Here is a 25,157-nt window from a genome sequence, read left to right on the forward strand (position 1 = left end):
GCTAACCTAAGTGCGCGGCACCCGCCAGTTCGACGTCCGGTTCGGCATGCGGCGCCGGGTCGTGCTCGTCGGCCTCGGGCACGATCATCGGGGCACCGGTCACGGGGTCCGGGAACACGCGCGCGTGCAGCCCGAAGGCGTGCTCGAGCAACGCGGGGGTCAGCACCTCGTGCGGTGCGCCGTCGGCAGCGACGCCGCCGTCGTGCAGGACGACGAGCCGGTCGGAGAACCGGGCCGCGAGCGACAGGTCGTGCAGGACCATCACGATGGTGGAGCCCTGCTCGCGGTTGAGTCGGCGCACCAGGCGCAGGACCTCGAGCTGGTGCGCGAGGTCGAGGTAGGTCGTCGGTTCGTCGAGCAGCAACGTGTCGGCCTGCTGCGCCACCACCAGGGCGATCCATGCACGCTGTCGCTGGCCACCCGACAGGCTCGCGACGTCGCGGTGGGCGACGTCGGTCAGCCCGGTCGCCGCGATGGCCTGCTCCGCCACGTCGGCGTCGTCCGCGGTCCACGGCTTCGCCCACGACTGGTGCGGGTTGCGGCCGCGCATCACCAGGTCGAGCACGCTCGTGCCCGCGGGTGCGACGGGGGACTGCGGCAGGATCGCGAGCTTCCGCGCGACCTGGCGGTTCGGTTCCTTGCGGATCGGGGCACCGTCGAGCAGGACCTCGCCGGACTGCGGCTTCAGCACGCGCCCGAAGGCCTTGAGCAGGGTCGACTTGCCGCAGCCGTTCGCGCCGAGGAACGTCGTCACGGTGCCGCGCTCGATGCGCAGGTCGAGATCGGTCAGCACGGGGTGCCGGTCGTAGCCGACGGACAGGCCGCGGGCTTCGAGGACCGGGGTGGACGGGGGTGTCGACGGGGGAGTCATCGGGACATCTCCTTGCGGTGACGGATGAGGAGCCAGATCAGGTACGGGGCACCGATCACGGTCGTGATGATGCCGACGGGCACCTGCCACGGGAACGCCGATCGGGACAGCAGGTCCGCGGCGAGGACGAGCGCTGCGCCGAGCAGACCGGCGAGCAGCAGGGGCGGACGGTTCGTGCCGGCCAGCCGGAGTCCGACCTGCGGTACCACGAACGCGACGAAACCGACCGGTCCCGCAGCGGCGACGGCGGCGGCGGTGAGCACGACGGCCAGGGCGATCACGAGCAGGCGGTGCCGCTGGACGGCGAGCCCCACCCCGGTCGCGACCTCGTCACCGAGCTGTCCGATGCCGAGCGCCGCACTCGTCGCCAGGGCGATCGGCACCGCGACCGCGGCGACGATCAGCAGCGGCCAGACGCTCGACCACGAGGTGCTCGACAGGCTGCCGACGAGCCACTGCGACGCCGCGGTCGCGATGGTGATCTTGGCGCGGACGAGCAGGTAGCTCGTCACGGCGTCGAGGGTCGCGCTCACGCCGATGCCGACCAGGATGAGCCGGTAGCTCTGCACCCCGCCGCGCCAGCCGAGCCCGTAGACGACGGCGGCTGCGACGAGCGCACCGATCGTCGCGGCCACCGGGATCCCGCCGCTGAGCACGATCGAGGACACCGAGTACGTGCCCCCGCCGAGCACGATGGCCGCCACGGCGCCGACGCTCGCGCCCGACGTCACGCCGATGATGTCCGGGGTGCCCAGGGGGTTCCGCGTGAAGGTCTGGGTCAGTGCGCCGGCGATGCCGAGGGTCAGCCCGACGAGCGCTCCGGTGAGGACACGGGGCAGCCGGAGTGTGGTGATGATGAAGCCGTCCGGGCCGGTCTCGAGCCCGACCAGGGAGCGGAGCACGATGCCCGGGGCGATCCAGGTCGAGCCGATCGCGACACCGAGGACGACGAGCGCCAGGACCAGACCGAGCGAGGCCACCGTGTACCAGAACACCCGCGGGCGCCAGGCGAGGCCGATCGGACCGATGCGGACACCGGAACGGCCGGGCGCGCGGACCGCAGCGCCCGTCACAGGGACACCAGCGATCGGCGACGGGCGACGGCGACGAACACGGGGCCGCCGATGACGGCCAGGACGATGCCGACCTCGACCTCCGAGAACCCGCCGATCAGGCGTCCGACGACGTCGGCGAGCAGCACGAGCGCCGCTCCGACGAGCCCGGAGACCGGCAGGGTCCACCGGTGCCCGGTGCCGACGAGGGCTCGGGCGACGTGCGGCACGGTCAGGCCGACGAAGCCGATCGGCCCGGCGGCGGCGGTCGCACCGGCTGCGAGCAACGTGATGGCCCCGAGCCCGACGAGCCGCGCGACGAGCACGTTCTCGCCCAGGCCCTTGGCCAGGTCCGAGCCGAGCCCGAGCGCATCGAGTGCCCGGACGTTCAGGATCGCGAGCACCAGCCCGGCGACCAGGAACGGCCACACTGCCCCGAGGATGTCGAGCTGTCGTGCGGCGAGGGAACCGACGACCCACAGCCGGTACGCGTCGAGCGAGTCCTGGTCGGTCAGGACGACGAACGAGGTCAGCGCGCCCAACAGGGCCGAGACGGCGGCGCCCGCGAGGGCGAGGGGCACCGGGCTCGCCGTCCCGCTGCCCGCGATGGTCACCGAGAACACCACGACGCTCGCGACCAGCGCACCGCCGAGGGCGAACCACACCGTCGCGCCGGTGCTCGTGACCCCGAACACGAAGACGCCGAGGACGACGGCGAGCCCGGCGCCCGACGAGACCCCGAACAGTCCGGGGTCGGCGAGCGGGTTGCGCGTGTGTCCCTGCATCAGGAGTCCCGCGATCCCCAGCGCCGCACCGACCGCGGCACCGATGAGCGTGCGCGGGACCCGGGAGCCCCAGACGATCGCCTCGTCGGTGGTCGACCCGGTCCGGAAGAGGCCGTCGAGCACCCGGTCGACGCCGATCCGGTTGCTGCCGAGGAGCATGCTCGCGACCGCCACCAGGACCAGCACGACGACCAGTCCGGCGATCACCAGGACGCGCCGACGGACGGCGGTGCGGTGGACACCGAGGGCTGCTGACGCATCGGCGGTGCGGGCCTCCGAGACGGAAGCCAGGGCAGGGGAGGGGGCTGGCACGGAGAACATCTTAGGTTAGCCTTGCCTCATGGCGAAGACTCCGCGGCTCCTGCCCGAGAATCCCCGGCTCTTCCGTGCCCGGGTCCTGCGGACCGAGCGCACGACGCCGTCGATGCAGCGTGTCACCGTCACCGGCGACGACCTGCACGAGTTCCCGTTCCTCGGCTTCGACCACTGGTTCCGCCTGTTCACCGGGCGTCCGGACCAGGACGCGTTCCGGATGCCGGACCTCGACGGCAAGAAGTGGTGGCCGACGTTCCTGGCCATCCCCGAGGACGTCCGCCCGCACTGCGCGAACTACACCGTCGCCGCCTTCCGCCCGATGCCCGACGGCACCGCCGAGATGGACATCGACTTCGTCGTGCACACCGACGCTGACGGCGAGCCCGAGGGCCGTGCCGCGATCTGGGCCTGCGGTGCCCGCCCCGGCGACCAGCTGGCGATGCTCGACCAGGGCTGCATCTTCGACTGCCCGGACGACACCAGCGAGATCGTGATCGCGGCGGAGGAGACCGGGCTGCCCGGCGTGCTCGGCATCGCCGCGTCGCTGCCCCGGAACGCCGTCGGCCGCATCATCCAAGAGGTCCCCACCGCTGGCGACGTCCGCGAGATCGACGCACCGGCCGGGGTCACGGTCATGTGGATCGTCCGTGACGAGGTCGACCACCACGCCGTCCCGGGCCGCGCGGCGCTCGCCGAACTGCAGCGGCACGTGCCCGTCGACGACCGCGGGTACGCCTTCGTGGTCGGCGAGTCGACCCTCGCCACCGAGGGCCGCCGGCACCTGCACCGTGCGGGTCTGCCGAAGGCGCGCATCACGTTCTCCGGCTTCTGGAAGCACGAGGCCAAGGAGTCCGTCTCCGCCTGAGCGGTGCCCGTTCCTTCCCATGACGCGTGCGATGCCTGGTGCTTCCGGGCGTACCGTCACGAAACTTCTTGGCAGGTACGCCCGTTTCCGCCAGGTACGCCCGCGCCTGAGACGCGACCAGCACGACGGACGGGAGGCCCGGTGCCAGCTGGCACCGGGCCTCCCGTCCGTCGTGGGGTGGCGTCAGCCCTTGAGGCCGGAACCCGTCACGCCCTCCACGATCTGCCGCTGGAAGATCAGGTAGAGGATGATCAGCGGCAACGCCGCCAGGATCGCTCCGGCCTGGATGTCCGCGTAGCGCTGACCGAAGCTGCCCTGGACCGTGGCGAGCCCGACCGGGATCGTCATGAGGTCCGGGTTCGACAGCACGAACAGCGGCAGCAGCAGGTTGTTCCAGACACCGACGAAGGTCAGGATCGTCACCGCGGCGATCACCGGACGCGACAGCGGCAGGATGACCGACCAGTAGATCTTCCAGATGTTGGCACCGTCGATGCGTGCCGCTTCCTCCAGCTCCTTCGGGATCCCGTCGAAGAACTGCTTGAAGATGAACACCGCGATCACGGCGGGCACCTGCGGGAAGATGACCGACCAGTAGGTGTTCAGCAGGCCGACGGCGTTGAGCTCCTGGAAGATCGGGATGATCAGGACCTGCGTCGGGATCATGATGCCGAGGATGATGAGCAGGAACGCGATGTTCCGACCGCGGAACACCAGGCGGGACAGCGCGAACGCCGCCATCGAGGCGAACATGACCGTCAGGACGGCCGTGATCACGCTCGTGATGGCGCTGGCGAGGTACCAGTTCCAGATGTCACCGGCCTGGAACAGTGCCGCGTAGGAGTGCAGCGTCGGGTTCCAGTTCGACAGGATCGAGTTCGCGCCGAGGGCGGCGACGCCGTTGTCGGACAGCGACGTCTTCAGGGCGAACAGGCTGGGGATGAGCCAGATGATCGCGAAGACGATCAGGATGATCCCGGCGACCAGGTTGAAGCCCTTGCCGGAGACGCCGATCTTGGCGGCGTTCGCGGGGGCGGCGGCCGAGACGCCGGTGCGGAGCTTGGCGCGGCCGGTGGTGATGCTCTCGGTGGCGGTCATGTCAGGCCCCGATCTCTCGATTGGCGGCAGCGCGCTCGACGAGCTGCCGGATGACCGCGATCGCGACGATCACGATGAACAGGAGCACCGACGCTGCCGAGGCGGCACCGAGTCGGTTGTCGGTGAAGCCGACGCCCGTGATGAGCTGCAGCGAGACCTGGGTGGAGATGCCCGGTCCGCCGTTCGTCATCAGGTACACCTGGTCGAAGATCTTCAGGCTCGCGATGATCTGCAACAGGATGACCAGCGTCGTGGTGCGGCCGAGCAGCGGCAGCGTGATCGACTTGATCTGCTGCCAGTTCGACGCACCGTCGACGGCGGCCGCTTCGTACAGTTCGCGCGGGATCTCCTGCAGGCCGGCCAGGTAGAGCACGAAGTTGAAGCCGAGGGTCCACCAGACGGTGGCGATCGCGACACCGATCATCGCGGTGTTCGGGCTGGACAGCATGCCGGAGCCCGGGGTGAGGCCGATCGCCGACTGCATGCTCGCCCACAGGCCGGTCGCCGGCGTGAAGATGAACACCCAGATGAGCGAGATCGTCGCCGACGGCAGGATGAACGGCAGGAAGAACGCCAGTCGGAAGAACCACTGGCCGCGGTTCATCCGGTTCGTCAGCACGGCGAAGACGAACGCCAGGATGACGAGCGGCGGCGTCGTGTACAGCGTGAACTGCAGCGTGTGCCAGAGCGACGACCAGAAGTCGGAGCGTCCGAGCATCTCGGCGTAGTTCGCGAACCCGGCGAAGCTGCCGAGGCCCGTGCGCACGGTCGAGGTGTTGAAGAAGCTCGAGACGATCATCCAGACCGTCGGGCCGAGCAGGAAGGCCGCGTAGAACAGGCCGAACGGGGCGAGGAAGAGCCAGCCGCTGCGGCCCTGGCCACGGGTGAGGCTGGTGCCGTAGGTGCGGTTCCGGCGCGGACGCGACGCGGTGGCAGCGTCCGTGGGCCGGTCGAGGACAGGTGCTGTGGTCACGTCATCGTGCCTTTCGCGCGGTGTTCACGGCGATCGCGTGGGTCGTGTGCCCGGAGCGTACGAGCCGGGCGGTCGTGTGCCCGGAGCGTACGAGCCGGGCGGTCGTGTGCCCGGAGCGTACGAGCCGGGCGGTCGTGTGCCCGGTCACAGCGGGCTCGGGGTGTTCAGGTAGGTCGCGAGCTGCGACTTGATGGCACTGAGCGCCTGTGCGGGCGACGAGCTGCCCTGCTGCACGAGTGCCAGCTGGGCGCCGACGGTGCCCTCGAAGGTCGAGCCGGAGCCGCCGTACCAGGCGGGGTCGTCGAACACGGCGGTCTCGGCTGCGGCCGCGTAGTTCGACTGTGGCTTGAGCTCCTTGTAGGCGCTGCTGTCGAAGGTCGGGATGTAGGCGGGGACGTGCCCACCCTCGGCCCAGGTCAGGCTCTGCTCGAGCATCTGCTTGATGAAGAGCATGTGCTGCTTGCGCTGGTCGGGCGTGCGGTCCTTCTTCGGCAGCACGAAGGTGTGCGAGTCCGCCTGCGTCGCGGGCTTGTCGTAGAGCTGCGGGATCGGGGCCATGCCGAACTTCAGTCCCTTGATGGACTGCGCCGTGCTGATCTCCCACTCGCCCTGCATGAAGAAGCCGGCCTTGCCGTCGAACATCAGGGACTGTGCCGTGGCGTAGTCGAGCGCCTTGTTCATCCAGCCCTGCTTGACCCACTTCTGGGTGCGGCTGGTGACCTCGTTGTAGGCGTCCTCGTTGACGGTGAGCTTCGCGCCGCCGTCGCTGATGAACGGGGTCGCGTCGTTGATCTGGTTGTACATCGTCCAGAAGAAGCGCCACGGGGTGGCGGTCTCCGGCACGACGTTGGCGACGTTGAGCGCGGTGCCGCCCGTGACCTTCGCGACGGCGGCGAGGGCGCTCTCGAACGTGTCCATGCCGGACAGGTCCTTGAGGTTGCCGTCGCTGTCGAGCAGGCCCGCCTTCTTGCACACATCAACGTTGTAGAAGAGCACGAAGGGGTGGGTGTCGAGCGGGATGGCGATGTTGTTGCCGTCGGTCTTCTGCGCCGTCCAGGCCTTCTGGTTGAAGTCGGCGGCGCTGAGGCCGACGCTCGCCAGGTCCTCGGACGTGATCGGGTCGAGCAGGTCGCCGTCCCACAGTGGCTTCGCGCGGGTCAGGTGGGCGACCGCGACGTCCGGCGGCTTGTTCCCGACGGTGGCCAGTGTCAGCTTCGAGTAGTACGGGTTGCCCCACGCGAACGTGGTGGCCTGCAGCGAGCTCGATCCGCCGTGCTGCTTCGCGTAGCCGTCCTCCATCGCCTGCATGCGGAGGCCGTCACCGCCGCCGAAGAGGTTCCAGAAGACGAGCGTCTCGGGGTTGAGTGCACTGCCGGCCAGGCCGGCTGCGATCGGGCTCGAGCACGCGGCGAGCGGCAGCACCGTCGCGGCGGCCGCTCCTGCGGCGAGGAAGCCGCGGCGCGAGAGGCGCGCCGCGGGTGTTGCTGGGCGGTTCGGCATGGCATCACTCCATCGGGATGGGCCGGGCTCGGGAGCAGGGTCGGTGCTCCCGCCGGAGCATCGCTGCTCCGTTCGCGGAACACTGCTGCTCCGTGCACGAGAGCCGTGGGTCGGTGCTCCGTGAGCGCTCACATTAGCGCTCGCGAAGATCATCCGCCACCCCTTTCGCGTCGCCGTGGAACCCGGTAGCGTTTCGGTCAGGTGAGCGCTCACTTTCGTGACGGTCCGCTTCGCTACCCCTGGCGCCGGACCGAGCACGCGCACCGCACGACCCGCAGTACCCGCTCTCGCACGATCGAAGGAGATCCATGCCCCGCACACACCTCGTCCTCGACGCCGCGTTCACCGTGGGGCCGGTGCGACGTCGCCTGTTCGGCGGGTTCGTCGAGCACCTCGGCCGCCACGTCTACGACGGCATCCACGAGCCCGCGCACGAGACCGCTGACGAGCACGGCTTCCGGAAGGACGTCGTCGAGCTCGTCAAGGAACTCGGCGTCTCCGCCATCCGCTACCCCGGCGGCAACTTCGTCTCCGGCTACAAGTGGGAGGACGGCGTCGGCCCCGTCGAGCAGCGCCCGAAGCGCCTCGACCTGGCCTGGCACTCGACCGAGACCAACGAGGTCGGCCTGCACGAGTTCCAGCACTGGCTCGACCAGGTCGGCTCGGAGCTCATGCTCGCCGTGAACCTCGGCACGCGCGGCACCGCCGAGGCGATCGAGCTGCTCGAGTACGCGAACATCAACGCCGGCACCGCACTGTCCGAGTACCGCAAGTCCAACGGTCGCCAGGAGCCCTTCGCCATCAAGATGTGGTGCCTCGGCAACGAGATGGACGGCCCGTGGCAGCTCGGCCACAAGAACGCCGAGGACTACGGCAAGCTCGCCGCCATGACCGCGAAGGCCATGCGCCAGATCCAGCCCGACCTCGAGCTGGTCGCCTGCGGTTCGTCCGGAGCGTCGATGCCGACGTTCGGCGAGTGGGAGCGCACCGTCCTCGAGCACACCTACGACGACGTGGACTACATCTCTGCGCACGCCTACTACGAAGAGGGCGACGACCTGCCGTCGTTCCTCGCCGCCGGCGTCAACATGGACCACTTCATCAAGACGGTCACCACCGCTGCCGATCACGTGCAGGCGCAGAAGAAGTCCGACAAGCGCATCGACATCTCGTTCGACGAGTGGAACGTCTGGTCGATCACGAAGTGGAACGAGCAGCAGAAGACCTTCGGGCCGCAGGACTGGCCGGTCGCTCCGCGCCTGCTCGAGGACGTCTACACCGTCGCCGACGCCGTCGTCGTGGGTGGACTGCTCATCTCGCTGCTCCGCCACGCGGACCGCGTCGCCTCGGCCTCGCTCGCGCAGCTCGTCAACGTCATCGGCCCGATCATGACCGAGCCCGGCGGCCCGGCCTGGCGCCAGACGACGTTCTTCCCGTTCTCGCTGACGTCGCGCCTGGCGAACGGCACGTCGCTGCAGGTCAAGGCCTCGGGTGACACCGTCGACGGCGGCAAGTACGGCGAGGTGCCGGTCGTGGACTCGGCCGCCACCGTGACCGAGGACGGCAAGGCAGCGGTCTTCCTCATCAACCGCCACCCGTCCGAGTCGACCACCGTCACGATCGACCTCGCGGGCCTGGCGGCCTCGGGCGACGTCCGTGCCGAGGGCGTCTGGGACGACGACATCCACGCCGTGAACGACCTCTCGTCCACCGAGCGCGTCGGGCTCCGCACGAACGAGACGGTCAGCCGCGACGGCGACACCATCACGATCGAGCTGCCGCCCGTGTCCTGGACCGCCGTGTCGATCGGCTGAGACGCCTCGGCGTTCGCTGCGGCGGGCGTCGAGTGAGCACAGAGGACGTCGGGCGCTCGCGCCCGACGTCCTCTGCTCGTTCGTGCGGGGCGCGGGCGGGGCGCGGGCGGGGCGCGTGTCGCGTGTCGTGTGTCGGTCCGGTCCGGTCCGGTCCGGTCCGCGAAAGCGACAGTCTCCCGGCATGCTGCGGCGTCCGGTCCGTGAAAGCGACAGTTCTCCGCAAATGGTTGGCAGCACACTGTCGCTTTCGCGGGTGTGCCCCGGGCGGCGGACGGGAGGCCCGTGGCGGGCTGGCACCGCGCCTCCCGTCCGCCTGTTGGTCGCGAAAGCGACAGATGTGCGGCCCGCTGCGCCGTCCGGTCCGCGAGAGCGACAGTTCTCCGCGGAAGGTTGGCGGCACAGTGTCGCTTTCGCGAACCGGGGCCGCGAACCGGGCGCCGCGAACCGGCGCCCGAGCCCGGTGGCGTCAGCGCGCGGCGGGCGGCGGCGCGGTGCTCGCCCGCTCCACCAGGCGCACGGGCACCAGGTCGGGGGCGGAGGACACGGACTCGCCGTCGATCTGGGCGAGCAGGTTCGCGACGGCTCGGCGCCCGACCTCGTCGAAGGACTGGTGCACGGTGGTGAGCGGCGGCCAGAAGGAGTCGGACTCGGGGGAGTCGTCGAAGCCCACCACGCTGAGCGACGACGGCACGGTCCGCCCGAGCTCGTGCGCGGCGCGGAGCACCCCGAGCGCGGTCTGGTCGTTGGCGGCGAACACGGCGGTGATGTCCGGGCGTGCGGCGATGGTCAGGCCGGCGCGGTAGCCGGAGTCGGTGCTCCACCCGCCGTGGAACACCGGCGGGACGTGCCGCCCGGCGCGCTCGAGGGTGTCCTGCCACGCGGCCAACCGGCGTGCGGCGGAGTACGACGAGGTCGGTCCGGCGACGTGCCAGACGGTCTCGTGGCCGAGGTCGAGCAGGTGCTGGGTGGCCTGGCGCGCGCCGTCGGTCTGGTCGGTGTCGATCGCCGGGTGGTCGGTGCTGCCGGTGGAGTCGATGATGACCATGGGCACGCCGTCGGGCAGCACGACCTCGGCCGTGTCGATGATGTGCGACTCGATGATGATCACGACGCCGTCGACGGCCTGTTCGTGCAGGCGGGAGAACGCGGAGCGCACGCCTTCCTCGGTGCGCGAGGCCATCGGCAGCAACGTGATCGTGAAGTCGGCGGTGCCGGCGGCGTCGGCGATCGCCTCGAGCGTGCGCATGTTGCCGAAGGACGCGAGCGTGAACATGATCACGCCGATGGTGCGGAAGCGCCCCGATCGCAGGGCCCGTGCGGCACGGTTGGGCCGGTAGCCCAGGGTGTCCATGGCGCGCTGCACGCGGTCGCGGGTGTCCGGGCTGACGTTGTCGAACCCGCGGGCGACGCGCGAGACGGTCTGCATCGAGACCCCGGCGGCGTCGGCGACGGCGGCCATCGAGGGGGAGCGGCGGGTGCCGGCGGGGGACTCGGTCGTCATCGGCTCGAGCTCCTTCCGTTGCGGGATCACGCAGTCTGCGTTCCCGGACGCTAGCGCATGTTGACGTTGCCATGCTATCGTCCTGACGTTCGATGTTGACGTCAACATCTGCGACCGCCAGAGCGCCCGTCACCGGGCCCGGGTCGCGGCCGAGACACCGGACACCCGAACGCAGCAGACGAAGGAGTCACATGAGCACGCTCGCAGCGCGGCCCGGCGAGGCAGCCGCAGCGCAGCCGGCAGCCCCCCGCCCGGCAGGTCGCCGGACCAAGGCGCGGGGGCGCTACACCGGCTGGCTGTTCGTCGGACCCTTCGTGGTCGTCCTGATCGCCATGCTCATCGTCCCGATCGGCTACGCACTCTGGCTCAGCCTGTTCCGCGACCAGCTCATCGGCGGCAACCAGTTCGTCTGGTTCGCCAACTACGTCCAGCTCTTCCAGGACGCCAAGTTCTGGTCCGGCTTCGGTCGGGTCGCGATCTTCCTGGTCGTCCAGGTGCCGATCATGCTCGGGCTCGCACTCGTGGCCGCCCTCGCGCTCGACAGCGCACGGCTCTGGGGCACGTCGTTCTTCCGCATCGCGGTGTTCCTGCCCTACGCCGTCCCCGGTGTCGTCGCGGCCCTGATCTGGGGCTTCATCTACGGCAACCAGTTCGGCCTGACCGGTGCGGCGAACGACGCGCTCGGCATCGACCTACTGCAGCCGTTCAGCCCCAGCTGGGTGCTGACCTCCATCGGCAACGTGGTCACGTGGGAGTTCCTCGGCTACAACATGCTGATCTTCTACGCCGCCCTGCGCACCGTCCCCGGTGAGCTGTACGAGGCCGCCGAGCTCGACGGCGCCGGCCCCCTGCGCACGGTCTTCTCGATCAAGCTCCCGGCCCTGCGCGGCCCGATGGTCATCGCCACCATCTTCTCGATCATCGGCAGCTTCCAGCTCTTCAACGAGCCGAACCTGCTGAAGACCCTGGCCCCGAACGTCATCGGCAGCGCCTTCACCCCGAACATGTACGCCTACTCGCTGTCCTTCAGCGGCCAGCAGTTCAACTACTCCGCCACCGTCGCGATCGTGATGGGCGTGATCACCGCGGTGATCGCCTACGTCGTCCAGGTCCGCGGAACCCGCCAGGAGAACCGATGAGCACGATCCAGCATCCCGCGACCGGCGCCGCCGGACCGGCCACGGTCACCGAGGCGACCACGACGCAGCGCGACCCGGGCACCCGCTCGACCCGGGCCTCCAGGAAGGCCGAGCGGAAGGCCGAGCGGCACGTCGACGGACGCAAGCCGAAGCGTTCCGGCCTGCTGACCGCGGTCATGGTCGTCTTCGTCGTCTACTCGTTCGCGCCGCTGTTCTACCTGCTCGTGAACAGCACGAAGACGCAGGCGTCGCTGCTCTCCACCTTCGGGCTCTGGTTCGGCGGGGACTTCAACCTCTGGCAGAACATCGTCGACACCGTCACCTACAACGACGGCATCTTCCTGCAGTGGTTCGGCAACACGTTGCTCTACGTGGTCGTCGGTGCCGGTGGCGCCACCCTGCTCGCGACCGTCGCCGGCTACGGCATGGCGAAGTTCCAGTTCCCCGGACGCCGCGCGGTGTTCGCCATCGTGCTCGGTGCCATCGCGGTCCCCGGCACGGCCCTGGCGGTCCCGACCTTCCTGCTCTTCTCGCAGGTCGGCCTGACCAACACCCCGTGGTCGATCATCCTGCCGTCGCTCATCAGCCCGTTCGGCATGTACCTGATCTGGACCTACGCGGTCGACGCGATCCCCGCCGAACTCCTCGAGGCCGCCCGCATGGACGGCGCCGGCGAGTTCCGGATCTTCTTCACCATCGCGCTCCGCCTGCTCGCTCCCGGTGTCGTCACCGTCCTGCTCTTCGCGGTCGTCGCCACCTGGAACAACTACTTCCTGCCGCTCATCATGCTGAGCGATCCGAAGTGGTACCCCTTGACGGTCGGCCTGAACCAGTGGAACGCCCAGGCCACCGGGTCCGGCGCGCAGCCGATCTACAACCTCGTCGTCACGGGATCGCTCCTCACGATCATCCCGATCGTGGTCGCGTTCCTCTTCCTCCAGCGCTTCTGGCAGTCCGGCCTCGCGGCCGGGTCCGTCAAGGCCTGATCCGTCGGACGGGAGGCCCGTGGCGACCTCGCCACGCGCCCTCCGGTCCGGAACACAGCAGCACGACCCCCTCTCCACGAAGAAGTGAAAGGCACCCCCATGAACAAGCGTCTCCGGCGCGGGCTCAGCGCCCTCGCCATCGGCGTCACCGCCACGATCGCCCTCGCCGCCTGCGCGACCGGCGGCTCGTCCTCCGGTGGCTCGTCCGACGACATCACCAAGGCACTGAAGGATGGTGGCACCCTGACCTACTGGTCGTGGACCCCCTCCGCCAAGGCCCAGGTCGCCGCGTTCGAGAAGCAGTACCCCAAGGTGAAGGTCAAGCTCGTCAACGCCGGCACCGGCGCCGACCAGTACACCAAGCTGCAGAACACCGTGAAGGCCGGCTCGGGCGCCCCCGACGTCGCCCAGGTCGAGTACTTCGCGCTGCCGCAGTTCGCCCTGTCCGACTCGCTCCTCGACCTGTCCGGCTACGGCTTCGACTCGCTCGAGGACAAGTTCGCGAAGAGCACCTGGAGCTCGGTGTCGATCGACGACAAGGTCTACGGCCTGCCGCAGGACGCCGGCCCCATGGCGCTGTTCTACAACAAGACGGTCTTCGACAAGCACGACATCGCCGTGCCGAAGACCTGGGACGAGTACGTCGCCGCCGCGAAGAAGCTGCACGAGGCCGACCCGAACGCCTACATCGCGGCCGACTCCGGCGACGCCGGCTTCACCACGAGCATGATCGCCCAGGCCGGCGGTACCCCGTTCACCACCGACGGTGACAAGGTGACCATCAACCTGCAGGACGAGGGCTCGAAGAAGTGGACGAGCACCTGGAACGAGCTCGTCGAGCAGGGCCTGCTGTCGAAGACCGTCGGCTGGACCGACGACTGGTACAAGCAGCTCGGCAACGGTGAGATCGCCACGATGATCACCGGCGCCTGGATGCCCGGCAACCTGGAGTCCGGCGTCGCCCAGGCCTCGGGTGACTGGCGCGTCGCCCCGATGCCGACCTACGACGGCGGCACCGCCCAGACCGCGAACAACGGCGGCAGCGCCGAGGTCGTCATGAAGCAGTCGAAGAACCCGGCCCTCGCCGCGGGCTTCCTGAAGTGGCTGAACTCGTCCAAGGAGTCGACCGGCGTCTTCATGAAGTCCGGTGGGTTCCCCTCGACGACCGCTGACCTCGACTCGTCGGCCTTCCTCGACGAGAAGCCGTCCTACTTCGGTGGGCAGCAGATCAACAAGGTGCTCGTCGACGCGTCGAAGTCCTCGGACAACGACTTCACCTACCTGCCGTACCAGGTGTACGCGAACAGCGTCTACGCCGACACTGTCGGTCAGGCGTACGAGAACGGCACCTCGCTCGACGCCGGCCTCGAGGCCTGGCAGAAGGCCCTCGCCAAGTACGGCAAGGACCAGGGCTTCACGGTCTCGACCAAGTAGCACCGGCACCAACTCCCCGGGGTCGTGCGGACATCGTCCGCACGACCCCGCTGTCTGAAAGAGTCATCTCATGCGATTCGCCATCGGCGACACCGACTTCCTGCTCGACGGCGAGCCGCACCGCGTGCTGTCCGGTGCGATCCACTACTTCCGCGTACACCCCGACCTGTGGGCCGACCGGATCCGCAAGGCGAAGCTGATGGGCCTCAACACCATCGAGACCTACGTCGCCTGGAACGCGCACGCGCCGTCGCCCGGGCTCTTCGACCTGACCGGCGGGCTCGACCTCGGCCGGTTCCTCGACCTGGTCGCTGCCGAGGGGATGCACGCCATCGTCCGCCCCGGCCCCTACATCTGCGCGGAGTGGGCCAACGGCGGTCTGCCGTACTGGTTGTTCGCGGACGGCTCCGTGGGCGTCCGGCGCAACGAGCCCGGGTTCCTCGCGGCGGTCCAGACGTACCTGCGGCAGCTGGCCCCCGTGCTGGTCCCGCGGCAGATCGATCAGGGCGGGCCCATCGTCCTGGTGCAGGTCGAGAACGAGTACGGCGCGTACGGCTCCGACCCCGAGTACCTGCGTGCACTCGAGCAGATGCACCGCGACATCGGGCTGACCGTCCCGTTCACGAGCGTCGACCAGCCGATGGGCACGATGCTCGAGGACGGTTCGCTGCCGTCGCTGCACAAGACCGGCTCGTTCGGCTCGCGGTCCGCCGCGCGCCTCGAACGCCTGCGGCAGGCCCAGCCCACCGGCCCCCTGATGTGCTCGGAGTTCTGGGACGGCTGGTTCGACAGCTGGGGCGAGCACCACCACACCACCTCGGCCGCGGACAGCGCTGCGGACCTCGACGTCCTGCTCGCCGCCGGCGGCTCGGTCAACATCTACATGTTCCACGGTGGCACGAACTTCGGCTTCACCAACGGCGCGAACGATAAGGGCGTCTACCGTCCGATCGCGACGTCGTACGACTACGACGCCCCACTCGACGAGGCCGGTCGGCCCACCTCGAAGTTCCACGCCTTCCGCGCGGTCATCGAGCGCTACGCGCCCGTCCCGCCGCTGCCGGCGTCGATGGAGCCGGGTGGGTCGGGTCGACTCGCGTCCGGTGCGGCGGACGGAGTCGGCCTGGAGGCCCGGATCACCCCCGCCACGGACCTCGCCGTCCGCCTCGACCGCGTCGCGTCGCTCCGCTCCCTGCTGCCCACGCTCACGACGTGGTCGGCGCACGACGAGCCGCCGACGTTCGACGCCCTCGGTGCGGCCAGCGGCTTCGTCCTGTACCGCGCCGAGGTCGACCTGCCGACCGGCGGTGTGCTGACCATCGGGCAAGAGGTCCGCGACCGCGCGATCGTGTCCGTCGACGGCGTCGTCGTCGGCGTCCTGGAGCGCGAGCACCACGACCGCGCCGTCGTCCTGCCGCCGGTGACCGGCACGCTCGAACTGCTCGTCGAGGACCAGGGCCGGGTCGACTACGGCATCCGCATCGGCGAACCGAAGGGCCTGATCGGCGGAGTCGCCGTCGACGGTGTCCCGCTGTCGCGCTGGACCGCGGCACCGTTGGCGCTCGACCCGATCGCACCGTCCGCCCTCGATGCGCTGTCCGCCGTGGAGCCGACGGACGGCGAGGTGCTCGCGGGGCCGACGTTCGCCGCGGGGTCGTTCGACCTCGACGCGGTGGACGACCGCTACCTGGCGCTCGACGGCTTCCGCAAGGGTGTCGCCTGGGTCAACGGGTTCTGCCTCGGTCGCTACTGGTCGCGCGGCCCGCAGCAGACCCTGGCGATCCCGGGGCCGGTCCTGCGCTCAGGCCGGAACGAGCTCGTCGTGTTCGAGCTGCACGCGTCGGCATCCCGCACGGCCCACCTGCTCCTCGAGCCGTCCTTGGGCCACACCGAGGGCTGACGCGGCTGGCCGCGCGCGTACCTGGTCGAAACGGGCGTACCTGGTCGGAACTTCCGACCAGGTACGCCCGATTCCGCTTTCTACCGCGGGCGTCATGGGACGTTTCGGACTTCGTGAGTCGCTGCCCACGCCCGCACCTCGAGGAGCGCCTCGTGTCGCCAGCGCCAGAGCGGGGCGAACTTCGTGCCGTCGTCCGCCCAAGCCCGGGTCAGCAGCCAGATCTGCCGTCGGTGGCCGACCCCGCGATCATCGCGCCACTCGACGTACGCGTCGTCGAGCACCGCGGTGATGCCCGCACGCGGTGCGGTCCACGACGACAGGAAGCCGGAGTACCGGAGGGTTTCGTCGGACAGGTGCACGGCGACGCGACGGAGCCTGGCCGTGGCCCAGGTCCCACCGGCGATGAAGGCGACACCGAGGACGAAGACGAACACCCGCGCCGATGCTTCGGGAACGAAGGCCACGCTCGCGAGTGCGACTCCCGTCCCGATCATCACCGGGCCGAACACGATGAGGTTCAGGATGCGATCCAGGCGCGGCGGACGAATCGTCGTCACGGCAGGGCGTCCAGATCGGCGAGTGCCCGCTCGGCGTCGGCGATCCGATCGGCCTCGGGGCGCGTCCACCACTCCGGGCCGCGTTCGCCCAGACCGTGCTTCGCGAGCCCGTTCCGGTGCCGAGCCGCGGCCAGCGCAGCGTCGTCGCCGGCGCGCTTCGCGGTCTTCACCGCGTTGCGCCCGCGCCCCAGGTGGGAGCGGAGCGCGGCCGCGAGTTCCTCGGGCAGGGCCGGGTCGGTGCGGCGCCAGCGTCGGCCGTTCACCACGAAGTAATGGTCGTCGGCTTCGGCGGTCATGCCCCGAGTCTGCACCGTCAGTGGTCCCCGGTAGACAGGAGTCGATGAGCAACGACCGCGCCCGCCCGATGCTCGACGTCCGTCGGATCTACGCCGAGCCCGCTGCCCTCGAACTGCAGCGCGGGCAAGAGGTGATCGGGCGCTGGCCGGACGCCGAGATCGTGCCGGTGGAGTCCCACTGGAACATCCCCGAGGTGCACGGCGACGAGCGCAACGTGCAGCGGTGGGTCCGGATCAAGACCGAGGCGCTGGTGCTCGGCGTGAAGAAGTCGTTGATCACGCGACCGAACGGCCGCTCCGCCGACTTCATCGCGCCCTCGACGGCGAACGGCTGTGCGATGGCGTGTGCGTACTGCTACGTCCCGCGGCGCAAGGGCTACAGCAACCCCGTCACGGTGTTCGCCAACATCGACCAGATCACGAAGCACGTCGCTCGCAACATCGCGAAGCAGGGGCCGAAGACCGAGCCGAACCAGTGCGATCCCGGGTCGTGGGTGTACGACATCGGCGAGAACAGCGACTGCTCGGTCGACGCGATGATCAGCGACAACGTCCGTGACCTGTGCGACCTGTTCCGGATGACCCCGACCGCGAAGGCGTCCTTCGCGACGAAGTACGTCAACCGCGAGTTGCTCGACTGGGACCCGATGGGCCGCACGCGCATCCGGTTCTCGCTCATGCCGCACGACACCGCGAAGGTCACCGACATCCGGACGAGTCCCGTCGCCGAGCGGATCGCTGCGGTGAACGAGTTCGTCGACGCCGGCTACGAGGTCCACCTGAACTTCTCGCCCGTCATCGTCACCCCGACGTGGGAGTCCGACTGGACCGAGCTGCTGCGGCAGGTCGACGACGTACTGTCACCGGCCGCCAAGGCGCAGATCGCGGCCGAGGTGATCTTCCTCACGCACAACCAACCCCTGCACGAGGTCAACCTCGGCTGGCACCCGAAGGCCGAGGACCTGCTCTGGCGCCCCGACCTGCAGGAGCAGAAGGTGTCGCAGAACGGCGCGGTGAACGTCCGCTACCGGTCCGGGATGAAGGGGCAGCTCGTCGAGCGCTTCCGCGAGCTCGTCGCCGAGCACCTGCCGTCCTGTCGGATCCGCTACGCCTTCTGACGGCCGGCGGGCTGGTGGCGCTCCGCCAGGGCCCGACGGACCTGATCGCCGCGCAGGGGGCGTCCGGCCAGCACGCCGCGCGGGACGTCCACCGCCCGGAACCCGTCGAGCACCAGGTCCACCCAGCGTCGGTACGCCTCGGGTGCGACCCGGCCGAACGTGCGGATCGTCTCCGCGATCGACAGCTGCAGGAGTGCGACGTCGGCCAGGGTGGCGTCGGCGCGGATGACCGCGGCCGCCTGTCCGGCTGTGAAGAGGGCGTCGATCCCGTCCTGCACGGCGATGCGGAGCCGGAGCAGTTCCGGAGCGTCGCGGTAGTCGGTGGTCATGAGCTCGCTGAAGCCGGTGCGGCGCGCCTCGATCGCCGCCGTCTCGCGGACGAAGGTCGCGAAGCCCTCCCACGGGTCCGAGGCGGACAGCTCGCGGCAGTGCTCGACGAGGTCGAGCACCTCGTGCATCGGCTCGACCAGGACGGCTTCCCACAGCGCCGCTCGGGTCGGGAAGTGCCGGTACAGGGTCGCGTTGCCGAGTCCCGCTGCGACCGCGATCGGTTCCAGTGCAGCCTGGAGGCCGTGGTCGGTGAACGCGGACCGGGCCGCGTCGACGAGCGCCTGACGGTTCCGGGCGACGTCTCGGCGGGTCATGCACCGAGCCTAGATCGCGTGGCCGGGAATACGGGGAGCAGTCTCCGGTTTGAAACGGGGACAACCATCCGTTTCACCACCTGGAGTTCCCCGTGCACATCGCTGCCGTCGTCCTGTCCCTCGTCCTCGCCGTGGCCCTGCTCGGCTCGGGCGTCATGAAACTCGTCCGCAACCCGAAGATCGTCGCTTCGATGCAGGCCGTCCACGTCACTCCCGCGCAGATGACGGTCCTCGGGTTGCTCGAGGTCGCCGCTGCCGCCGGGCTCGTCATCGGCATCTGGTGGGTGCCGCTCGCCATCGCCGCGGCCGTCGGCGCGGTGGTCTACTTCGTCGGTGCCGTGGTGGCGCACCTCCGAGCGCACGACCGCGACCTGCAGGGCGCCGTCGTCCTGCTGGTGCTGTCGGTCGCGACGCTCGTGGTGCTCCTGCTCGCGCTGTAGCCCGCTGTTCCGGGCCGACGACTCAGGGAATGAGGCGGTCGACCCGGTAGCGCGCGAACAGGTCGGCGAACGCGCGTTCTGTCCGGCGGAAGGCCGTGAACCCGGCCTCGCGGCTCTTCCCCATGTCGGTGACGACCTCCATCGCGCGACCGAGGTCGGCGTCGGTGTGCCACCACGAGGCGAGCCGCGTGATGTCCGCCTCTGCCAGACCGTGTCGCTCGGCGATGCCGGCCCACTCCGACTCGTACGGCGCCATCTGCTGCTCGAGCGGTCGCGGCTCGTCCTGGTACCCGACCACGCGCGCCGGGTCGACGCCGAGGTGCACCGCGAGGCGCGGCCACATCCAGCGCCACCGGAAGACGTCGCCGTTCACGATGTTGAAGGCCTCGTCGGCACCCTCGGGTGCGGTCGCCGCCCAGACCATCTGCTCGGCGAGGATCCCCGCCTCGGTCATGTCGGTCAGGCCGTTCCACTGCGCCTCGCTGCCCGGGAACACGAAGTCCAGGTCGAGCTCCTTCGCCAGGGTGGCCTGCACCGCGATCGTCAGGCCCATGTTCATCGCGTTGCCGACGGCGTGCCCGATCACGGTGTGCGAGCGGTGCACCGACCACGTGAAGCCCTGGCGCTCGGCGGCGGCGAACAGCTCGTCCTCCTGCGCGTAGTAGAAGTTCGGGGTGTCCAGGCGGGGCTCTTCCTCGTGGAAGGGCGTGTCCGGCATCTCGCCCGCGGCGTAGGCCTCGAACGGGCCGAGGTAGTGCTTCAGCCCGGTCACCAGTGCGACGTGCGCCAGCGGGGCGTGCGCGAGTGCGGCGAGCAGGTCGCGGACCATGCCGCCGTTCACGCGGATGTTCTCCGCCTCCGTCTCCTGGCGCTGCCACGCGGTGAAGAACACGTGCGTGGGACGCTCGTCGGCCAGCGCGGCGCCGAGGCTGTCGGGATCGCGGAGGTCCGCGGCGACGGTCCGGACGTCCTGCTGGGGGAGCGGTCGGCGGGACAGCGCGGTCACGTCCCAGCCGAGGTCGAGCAGGTGGCCCACCAGGGCGGAGCCGGTGATGCCGCTCGCTCCCACGACGAGGGCTCGGGGCTGGACGGGGGTCGGTTCGGTCGATCCGGTTGCAGTCATCCCCGTCCCCAACCGACGGTGCGCGACAGGTGTTCCCTCACCGCGGGCGGCGGATGCGGATCGGGCCCTTCGCGGTCGACGGGTCCACGACGGAGCCGCCCTGGGTGATCTCGACCTCGCCGCGCGCCATCATGCGCTGGGCCGCTCGACGGGCGGGCTCCATGAGCGGGCGCCAGTCGTCCGGTTCAAGCGACCGAGCGACCTCGGACGGGCAGATGCTCGAGGTGCGTGCCCGTGCGGCGAGCAGCTCGTCGATGCGCTGTTCGAGTGCCAGGTCCGTCCGGTCCACTCCGTGGCGACGGCAGGCGCGGGAACACCACTTGGTTTCGGGTGCCGCCGTCGACGGCATCCGACGGCCGCACGACGCACAGGTCCGATCGGCCTGTGCCGACTCCGCCGCCGCAGCGTCCGCTTCCGTCCTGATCGCACGTCCCATGCCCACATCCTCGTCCTGCCGTCCCTGTCCGTTCCCAGCACGGGAGCGCCCAGCACAGGCGCGGCTGGCAGCATCGGAGCGGTGAGCACCGACACCGCACCGTCCCGTCCGCCCGAGCCCGCCTGGGTCCCGCACGTCATGTGGTGGCACGTGTACCCGCTCGGGTTCGTCGGGGCGGACGTCCGCCCGGGAGTGCCGTTCGAGGAGCGCGCCGTCGAGCACCGTCTCGGTCGCATCGAACCCTGGCTCGACCACGTGGTGGACCTCGGCCTGAACGGCCTGGCGCTCGGGCCGGTGTTCGCGAGCTCCACCCATGGCTACGACACCGTGGACCACTTCCGGATCGACCCCCGGCTCGGCGACGACGCCGACTTCGACCGCCTGGTGTCCGCGGCGCACGAGCGGGGGATCCGGGTCCTGCTCGACGGTGTCTTCAACCACGTCGGTCGTGAACACCCGGCGTTCCGGGCGCTCGGAGAAGAGGGATCGGACGCGGCGGCCGCTGACCTGTTCGCGATCGACTGGTCGGGGTGGACGCCGGGGCAGCCGGTTCCCGTCGGGTTGTTCGAGGGACACGACATCCTCGTGGCGCTGGACCACGACAGCCGAGCGACCGAGGACCTCGTCGTCCAGGTGATGACGCACTGGCTGGAGCGCGGGATCGACGGCTGGCGCCTCGATGCTGCGTACGCGGTCCCACCGGCGTTCTGGGCCAGGGTGCTGCCGCGGGTGCGCGAGCGGTTCCCGGACGCGTGGTTCAGCGGTGAGGTGATCCACGGCGACGCGGCGGCGATCGCGCGGGAGTCGACCATGGACTCGTTGACGCAGTACGAACTGTGGCAGGGCATCTGGCACGGCATCGCGGACGGCAACGGCCACGAACTGGCGCACGCGATCGAGCGGCACGACGCCCTGCTCGAGACGTTCGCCCCGACGACCTTCGTCGGCAACCACGACGTCACCCGCATCGCGAGCGCCGTGGGGGAGCAGTTCGCCGGGCACGCGGCCGCGGTGTTGTTCACCGTCGCCGGCACCCCGATCGTCTACGCGGGCGACGAGTACGGCTGGACCGGGGTGAAGGAGGAACGCGAGGGTGGCGACGACGCGGTCCGACCGGAGTTCCCGGACACACCCCCCGCAGCGGGGGACCTGACGCACGCGTACGAGGCCCTGATCGCCCTGCGCCGCCGCAACCCGTGGTTGCACCGGGCGCACACCGACGTGGTGCACCTGACGAACACGGCGGTCGTCCTGCGGACCGCGACATCGGACGCGGCCGTGGTGACCGCCCTGAACCTGTCGGCCGATCCCGTCGAGGTGCCCGCGGCGGATGCGACGCAGGTGGAGGCGGGCGGCGCGGATCTCGGGGACGGGACCCTGCGCCTCCCGGCCAGGGGTTGGGCCGTCGCGTCGCGATCGTGAGCAGAAAAGGTCGGGTCCCCACAGAGGACCCGACCTTTTCTGTTCACCATGCGACCGCGAACGCGACCGCGGACGCCCCTACTTGCGCGCGGCGGCCGCCCGACGCTTGTTGAACACGTCGAACGCGACGGCGGCGAGCAGGACCAAGCCCTTGATGAGCGACTGGTACTCGGTGCCGACGCCGAGGATCGACATACCGTTGTTGAGCAGACCGATGATGAGACCACCGACGATGGCGCCGGGGACCGTGCCGATGCCGCCGGTGACCGCTGCGCCACCGATGAACACCGCGGCGATGGCGTCGAGCTCGAAGCCGTTGCCCGCACCGGGTGCCGCCAGGTTGAGCTGACCGGTGAAGACCACGCCGGCCAGGGCCGAGATGACCCCCATGTTGACGAACAGCATGAACGTGACGCGCTTCGTCTTCACGCCGGACAGCTGCGCGGCCAGGGCGTTGCCGCCGATGGCGTAGACGTGGCGGCCGAACACCGCGCTCCGCATGATGACCGAGTAGATCACCACGAGTGCGCCGAGGATGACGAGCACGATCGGGGTGCCGTTGTAGCTCGCGAGCAGCAGGGCCACGTAGACGACCAGCACGACGCCGAAGACGAGCTTCACGATGAACCAGGCGAACGGTTCGCTCTCGAGCTGGTACTTGCGGCGGGTGGCCCGGCCGCGGAACGCCGTGACGGCCATGACCGCCGCGGCGGCGAAGCCGAGGATCATCGTGAGCGGCTCGTACCCGGTGGTGCCGAACGACGGCAGGAAGCCGGAGCCGAGGGCACGGAACCCGTCCGGGAACGGCGAGATCTGCTGGTTGTGCAGCACGATCTGCGCCGCACCGCGGAAGGCGAGCATGCCGGCCAGGGTGACGATGAACGCCGGGATCCCGAAGTAGGCGATCCAGAACCCCTGCCAGGCGCCGACGAGCGCACCGACGACCAGGCAGAGCACGACGGCGATCGGCCACGGGATGTGCCACTGCGTGATCATCACGCCGGCCATGGCGCCGGTGAAGGCGACGACCGACCCGACGGACAGGTCGATGTGCCCGGCGATGATGACCATCACCATGCCGATGGCGAGGATGAGGATGTAGCTGTTCTGGACGATCAGGTTCGAGACGTTGATCGGGGCCAGGGTGATGCCGTTGGTCGTCACCTGGAAGAAGACGACGATGACGATCAGCGCGATGAACAGGCCGATCTGTCGGAGCTGCCCGGTGAGGTAGCCGGCGGCGGACTTAATCGCGTTCATTGACAGGGGTCTCCCGTTCCTGGGTCATGTACTGCATGAGGACCTCTGGGGTGGCCTCGGAGCGGGGCACATCGGCGGTGATGGTGCCCTCGGAGAGTGTGTAGATGCGGTCGCAGATGCCGAGGAGCTCCGGGAGCTCCGAGGAGATCACGATGACCCCCTTGCCCTGGTCCGCGAGGCTGTTGATGATCGTGTAGATCTCGTACTTCGCACCGACGTCGATGCCGCGGGTCGGCTCGTCGAGGATGAGCACGTCCGGGTCGGTGTACATCCACTTCGACAGGACGACCTTCTGCTGGTTGCCGCCGGAGAGCTTGCCCGTGATGACGTCGACGTTCGGTGCCTTGATGTTGAGGTTCTTCAGGAACTGCCCGGCGACCGTGGTCTCCTCGGACGCGTTCACGAAGCCCCAGCTGGCGAGCTTGCCGAGCGCCGACCCGGAGATGTTCCGTTTGATGTCGTCGATCAGGTTCAGGCCGTAGCGCTTGCGGTCCTCGGTGACGTACGCGATGCCGTGGTCGATCGCCTGCGACACCGTGTGGGTCTTGATCGGCTCGCCGCGCTTGTAGACGGTGCCGCTGATGCCGGATCCGTACGACCGGCCGAACACGCTCATCGCGAGTTCGGTCCGCCCGGCGCCCATGAGTCCGGCGATGCCGACGATCTCGCCGGCGCGCACGTTCAGGTCGACCTGGTGGATGATCTCGCGCGACCCGTCGAGCGGGTGGTGGACCGTCCAGTCCTCGATCCGCAGGAGCTCCTCGCCGATCTTCGGTTCGTGCTCGGGGTACCGGTTCGACAGGTCGCGGCCGACCATCCCGCGGATGATGCGGTCCTCGGAGACGTCGTCGGCGTGCATGTCGAGCGTCTCGATGGTCTTGCCGTCGCGGATGATCGTGACCTTGTCGGCGATCGCCTTGATCTCGTTGAGCTTGTGGCTGATGATGATCGCCGTCATGCCCTCGGCCTGCAGCGAGCGGATGAGCTCGAGCAGGTGCGCGGAGTCGTCGTCGTTCAGGGCAGCGGTGGGCTCGTCGAGGATGAGGAGCTTGACCTTCTTCGACAGTGCCTTCGCGATCTCGACGAGCTGCTGCTTGCCGACACCGATGTCCACGATCTTCGTGACCGGGTTGTCCTTGAGACCGACGCGCTGCAGGAGTTCGGCGGCTGCCAGGTTCGTCTTGTTCCAGTCGATGAAGCCGCCCTTGGACCGCTCGTTGCCGAGGAAGATGTTCTCGGCGATCGACAGGAACGGGCTCAGCGCGAGCTCCTGGTGGATGATGACGACGCCAGCGGCTTCGGAGCCGTTGATGTCGTGGAACGCGACGGGCGACCCGTCGAGCAGGATCTCACCCTCGAAGGAGCCGTGCGGGTAGACGCCCGACAACACCTTCATGAGGGTCGACTTGCCGGCGCCGTTCTCGCCGCAGATGGCGTGGACCTGTCCACGCTCGACCTCGATCGAGACGCCCTGCAGGGCCTTCACGCCGGGGAACGTCTTGGTGATGTCACGCATCTCGAGGATCGTGTCCGTCACGTCGACCGCCTTCCGTGGTGCGCGCCGTGGCGCGCGGATGGGGCGGACAGGAGGCACGGGGCGGGATCGACCCGTGCCTCCTGTCCGACAG

23 protein-coding genes are annotated in these 25,157 nt (G+C 69.6%); 9 read left to right on the forward strand and 14 right to left on the reverse strand.

Features of this window, described 5'->3' with window-relative positions:
- Nucleotide 1: 1 nt before the first annotated feature.
- Genes EDF23_RS09540 through EDF23_RS09550 form a run of 3 tightly spaced genes read right to left on the reverse strand, consistent with a single transcriptional unit; the run spans nucleotide 2 to nucleotide 3,020 of the window.
- On the reverse strand, nucleotides 2–871 hold the full coding sequence (locus EDF23_RS09540) for an ABC transporter ATP-binding protein (RefSeq protein WP_123938321.1): 870 nt from the start codon (nucleotides 869–871) through the stop codon (nucleotides 2–4).
- Nucleotides 868–1,944, reverse strand: coding sequence for an iron chelate uptake ABC transporter family permease subunit (locus EDF23_RS09545; protein ID WP_243648873.1), 1,077 nt, complete (start codon nucleotides 1,942–1,944; stop codon nucleotides 868–870). Before EDF23_RS09545 ends, EDF23_RS09540 begins: the two co-directional genes overlap by 4 nt.
- Nucleotides 1,941–3,020, reverse strand: a complete 1,080-nt coding sequence (locus EDF23_RS09550) for an iron ABC transporter permease (RefSeq protein ID WP_243648874.1) — start codon at nucleotides 3,018–3,020, stop codon at nucleotides 1,941–1,943. The genes EDF23_RS09545 and EDF23_RS09550 overlap by 4 nt, the downstream gene beginning before the upstream one ends.
- 28 nt (nucleotides 3,021–3,048) lie before the next feature.
- Here EDF23_RS09550 and EDF23_RS09555 point away from each other — a divergent pair, with 28 nt between their 5' ends.
- Nucleotides 3,049–3,888, forward strand: coding sequence for a siderophore-interacting protein (locus EDF23_RS09555; protein WP_131921515.1), 840 nt, complete (start codon nucleotides 3,049–3,051; stop codon nucleotides 3,886–3,888).
- Nucleotides 3,889–4,071: 183 nt separating this feature from the next.
- On the opposite strand, the gene EDF23_RS09560 is transcribed toward EDF23_RS09555, so the two are convergent.
- The 3 genes from EDF23_RS09560 to EDF23_RS09570 all read right to left on the reverse strand — a co-directional run bounded on the left by EDF23_RS09560 (nucleotide 4,072) and on the right by EDF23_RS09570 (nucleotide 7,459).
- Nucleotides 4,072–4,986 carry a carbohydrate ABC transporter permease gene (locus tag EDF23_RS09560; protein WP_123938319.1) on the reverse strand — a complete coding sequence of 305 codons (915 nt, stop codon included), beginning with the start codon at nucleotides 4,984–4,986 and terminating at the stop codon, nucleotides 4,072–4,074.
- A gap of 1 nt (nucleotide 4,987) precedes the next feature.
- Nucleotides 4,988–5,959: a sugar ABC transporter permease gene (locus EDF23_RS09565; protein WP_131921516.1), complete on the reverse strand. Its 972-nt coding sequence runs from the start codon at nucleotides 5,957–5,959 to the stop codon at nucleotides 4,988–4,990.
- A gap of 144 nt (nucleotides 5,960–6,103) precedes the next feature.
- A complete protein-coding gene (locus tag EDF23_RS09570; RefSeq protein ID WP_131921517.1) occupies nucleotides 6,104–7,459 on the reverse strand; it encodes an extracellular solute-binding protein in 1,356 nt (451 codons plus the stop codon).
- 308 nt (nucleotides 7,460–7,767) lie between these two features.
- Here EDF23_RS09570 and EDF23_RS09575 point away from each other — a divergent pair, with 308 nt between their 5' ends.
- Nucleotides 7,768–9,273, forward strand: coding sequence for an alpha-N-arabinofuranosidase (locus EDF23_RS09575; RefSeq protein ID WP_131921518.1), 1,506 nt, complete (start codon nucleotides 7,768–7,770; stop codon nucleotides 9,271–9,273).
- A 466-nt stretch (nucleotides 9,274–9,739) separates the two neighbouring features.
- On the opposite strand, the gene EDF23_RS09580 is transcribed toward EDF23_RS09575, so the two are convergent.
- Nucleotides 9,740–10,804, reverse strand: coding sequence for a LacI family DNA-binding transcriptional regulator (locus EDF23_RS09580; protein ID WP_243648875.1), 1,065 nt, complete (start codon nucleotides 10,802–10,804; stop codon nucleotides 9,740–9,742).
- A gap of 161 nt (nucleotides 10,805–10,965) precedes the next feature.
- Between EDF23_RS09580 and EDF23_RS09585 the strand changes: the two genes are divergently transcribed.
- The 4 genes from EDF23_RS09585 (at nucleotide 10,966) to EDF23_RS09600 (ending at nucleotide 16,233) form a co-directional block, all read left to right on the forward strand.
- Nucleotides 10,966–11,913, forward strand: coding sequence for a sugar ABC transporter permease (locus tag EDF23_RS09585; protein ID WP_111086247.1), 948 nt, complete (start codon nucleotides 10,966–10,968; stop codon nucleotides 11,911–11,913).
- On the forward strand, nucleotides 11,910–12,899 hold the full coding sequence (locus EDF23_RS09590) for a carbohydrate ABC transporter permease (RefSeq protein ID WP_207895470.1): 990 nt from the start codon (nucleotides 11,910–11,912) through the stop codon (nucleotides 12,897–12,899). The genes EDF23_RS09585 and EDF23_RS09590 overlap by 4 nt, the downstream gene beginning before the upstream one ends.
- A 99-nt stretch (nucleotides 12,900–12,998) precedes the next feature.
- Nucleotides 12,999–14,333 (forward strand): sugar ABC transporter substrate-binding protein, encoded by a 1,335-nt coding sequence (locus EDF23_RS09595; RefSeq protein WP_207895471.1) that lies wholly within the window; start codon nucleotides 12,999–13,001, stop codon nucleotides 14,331–14,333.
- A gap of 70 nt (nucleotides 14,334–14,403) precedes the next feature.
- Nucleotides 14,404–16,233 carry a beta-galactosidase family protein gene (locus EDF23_RS09600; protein WP_131921520.1) on the forward strand — a complete coding sequence of 610 codons (1,830 nt, stop codon included), beginning with the start codon at nucleotides 14,404–14,406 and terminating at the stop codon, nucleotides 16,231–16,233.
- A gap of 92 nt (nucleotides 16,234–16,325) precedes the next feature.
- Here the strand turns inward: EDF23_RS09600 and EDF23_RS09605 are convergent, their stop codons facing one another.
- Both EDF23_RS09605 and EDF23_RS09610 read right to left on the reverse strand, forming a co-directional pair.
- Entirely contained in the window at nucleotides 16,326–16,790 is a 465-nt protein-coding gene (locus tag EDF23_RS09605; RefSeq protein WP_131921521.1) for a hypothetical protein, read from the reverse strand.
- A complete protein-coding gene (locus EDF23_RS09610; RefSeq protein ID WP_123938474.1) occupies nucleotides 16,787–17,086 on the reverse strand; it encodes a biopolymer transporter Tol in 300 nt (99 codons plus the stop codon). The genes EDF23_RS09605 and EDF23_RS09610 overlap by 4 nt, the downstream gene beginning before the upstream one ends.
- Before the next feature lie 44 nt (nucleotides 17,087–17,130).
- On the opposite strand from EDF23_RS09610, the gene EDF23_RS09615 reads away from it, so the two are divergent.
- Nucleotides 17,131–18,204, forward strand: coding sequence for a spore photoproduct lyase family protein (locus EDF23_RS09615; RefSeq protein WP_123938475.1), 1,074 nt, complete (start codon nucleotides 17,131–17,133; stop codon nucleotides 18,202–18,204).
- Here EDF23_RS09615 and EDF23_RS09620 read toward each other — a convergent pair.
- The gene (locus EDF23_RS09620; protein ID WP_131921522.1) at nucleotides 18,192–18,848 is read right to left on the reverse strand and encodes a TetR/AcrR family transcriptional regulator; all 657 of its coding nucleotides are present in this window, start codon (nucleotides 18,846–18,848) and stop codon (nucleotides 18,192–18,194) included. The two genes, EDF23_RS09615 and EDF23_RS09620, sit on opposite strands and share 13 nt — an antisense overlap.
- A gap of 92 nt (nucleotides 18,849–18,940) precedes the next feature.
- On the opposite strand from EDF23_RS09620, the gene EDF23_RS09625 reads away from it, so the two are divergent.
- Nucleotides 18,941–19,288, forward strand: coding sequence for a DoxX family protein (locus tag EDF23_RS09625; protein WP_131921523.1), 348 nt, complete (start codon nucleotides 18,941–18,943; stop codon nucleotides 19,286–19,288).
- A gap of 22 nt (nucleotides 19,289–19,310) precedes the next feature.
- Here EDF23_RS09625 and EDF23_RS09630 read toward each other — a convergent pair whose 3' ends face one another.
- Complete coding sequence (locus tag EDF23_RS09630) at nucleotides 19,311–20,411, reverse strand: SDR family oxidoreductase (RefSeq protein WP_131921524.1); 1,101 nt, start codon at nucleotides 20,409–20,411, stop codon at nucleotides 19,311–19,313.
- Nucleotides 20,412–20,448: 37 nt separating this feature from the next.
- Nucleotides 20,449–20,700: a DUF3253 domain-containing protein gene (locus EDF23_RS19625; RefSeq protein ID WP_235035881.1), complete on the reverse strand. Its 252-nt coding sequence runs from the start codon at nucleotides 20,698–20,700 to the stop codon at nucleotides 20,449–20,451.
- 228 nt (nucleotides 20,701–20,928) lie between these two features.
- On the opposite strand from EDF23_RS19625, the gene EDF23_RS09640 reads away from it, so the two are divergent.
- Nucleotides 20,929–22,269, forward strand: coding sequence for an alpha-amylase family glycosyl hydrolase (locus EDF23_RS09640; protein WP_243648876.1), 1,341 nt, complete (start codon nucleotides 20,929–20,931; stop codon nucleotides 22,267–22,269).
- A 78-nt stretch (nucleotides 22,270–22,347) separates the two neighbouring features.
- Here EDF23_RS09640 and mmsB read toward each other — a convergent pair whose 3' ends face one another.
- Both mmsB and mmsA read right to left on the reverse strand, forming a co-directional pair.
- A complete protein-coding gene (gene mmsB, locus EDF23_RS09645; protein ID WP_131921526.1) occupies nucleotides 22,348–23,529 on the reverse strand; it encodes a multiple monosaccharide ABC transporter permease in 1,182 nt (393 codons plus the stop codon).
- A complete protein-coding gene (mmsA, locus tag EDF23_RS09650) occupies nucleotides 23,516–25,066 on the reverse strand; it encodes a multiple monosaccharide ABC transporter ATP-binding protein (protein WP_131921527.1) in 1,551 nt (516 codons plus the stop codon). Before mmsA ends, mmsB begins: the two co-directional genes overlap by 14 nt.
- Between the last annotated feature and the right edge of the window lie 91 nt (nucleotides 25,067–25,157).

Source organism: Curtobacterium sp. PhB128 (genome assembly GCF_004340725.1).
GTDB lineage: Bacteria > Actinomycetota > Actinomycetes > Actinomycetales > Microbacteriaceae > Curtobacterium.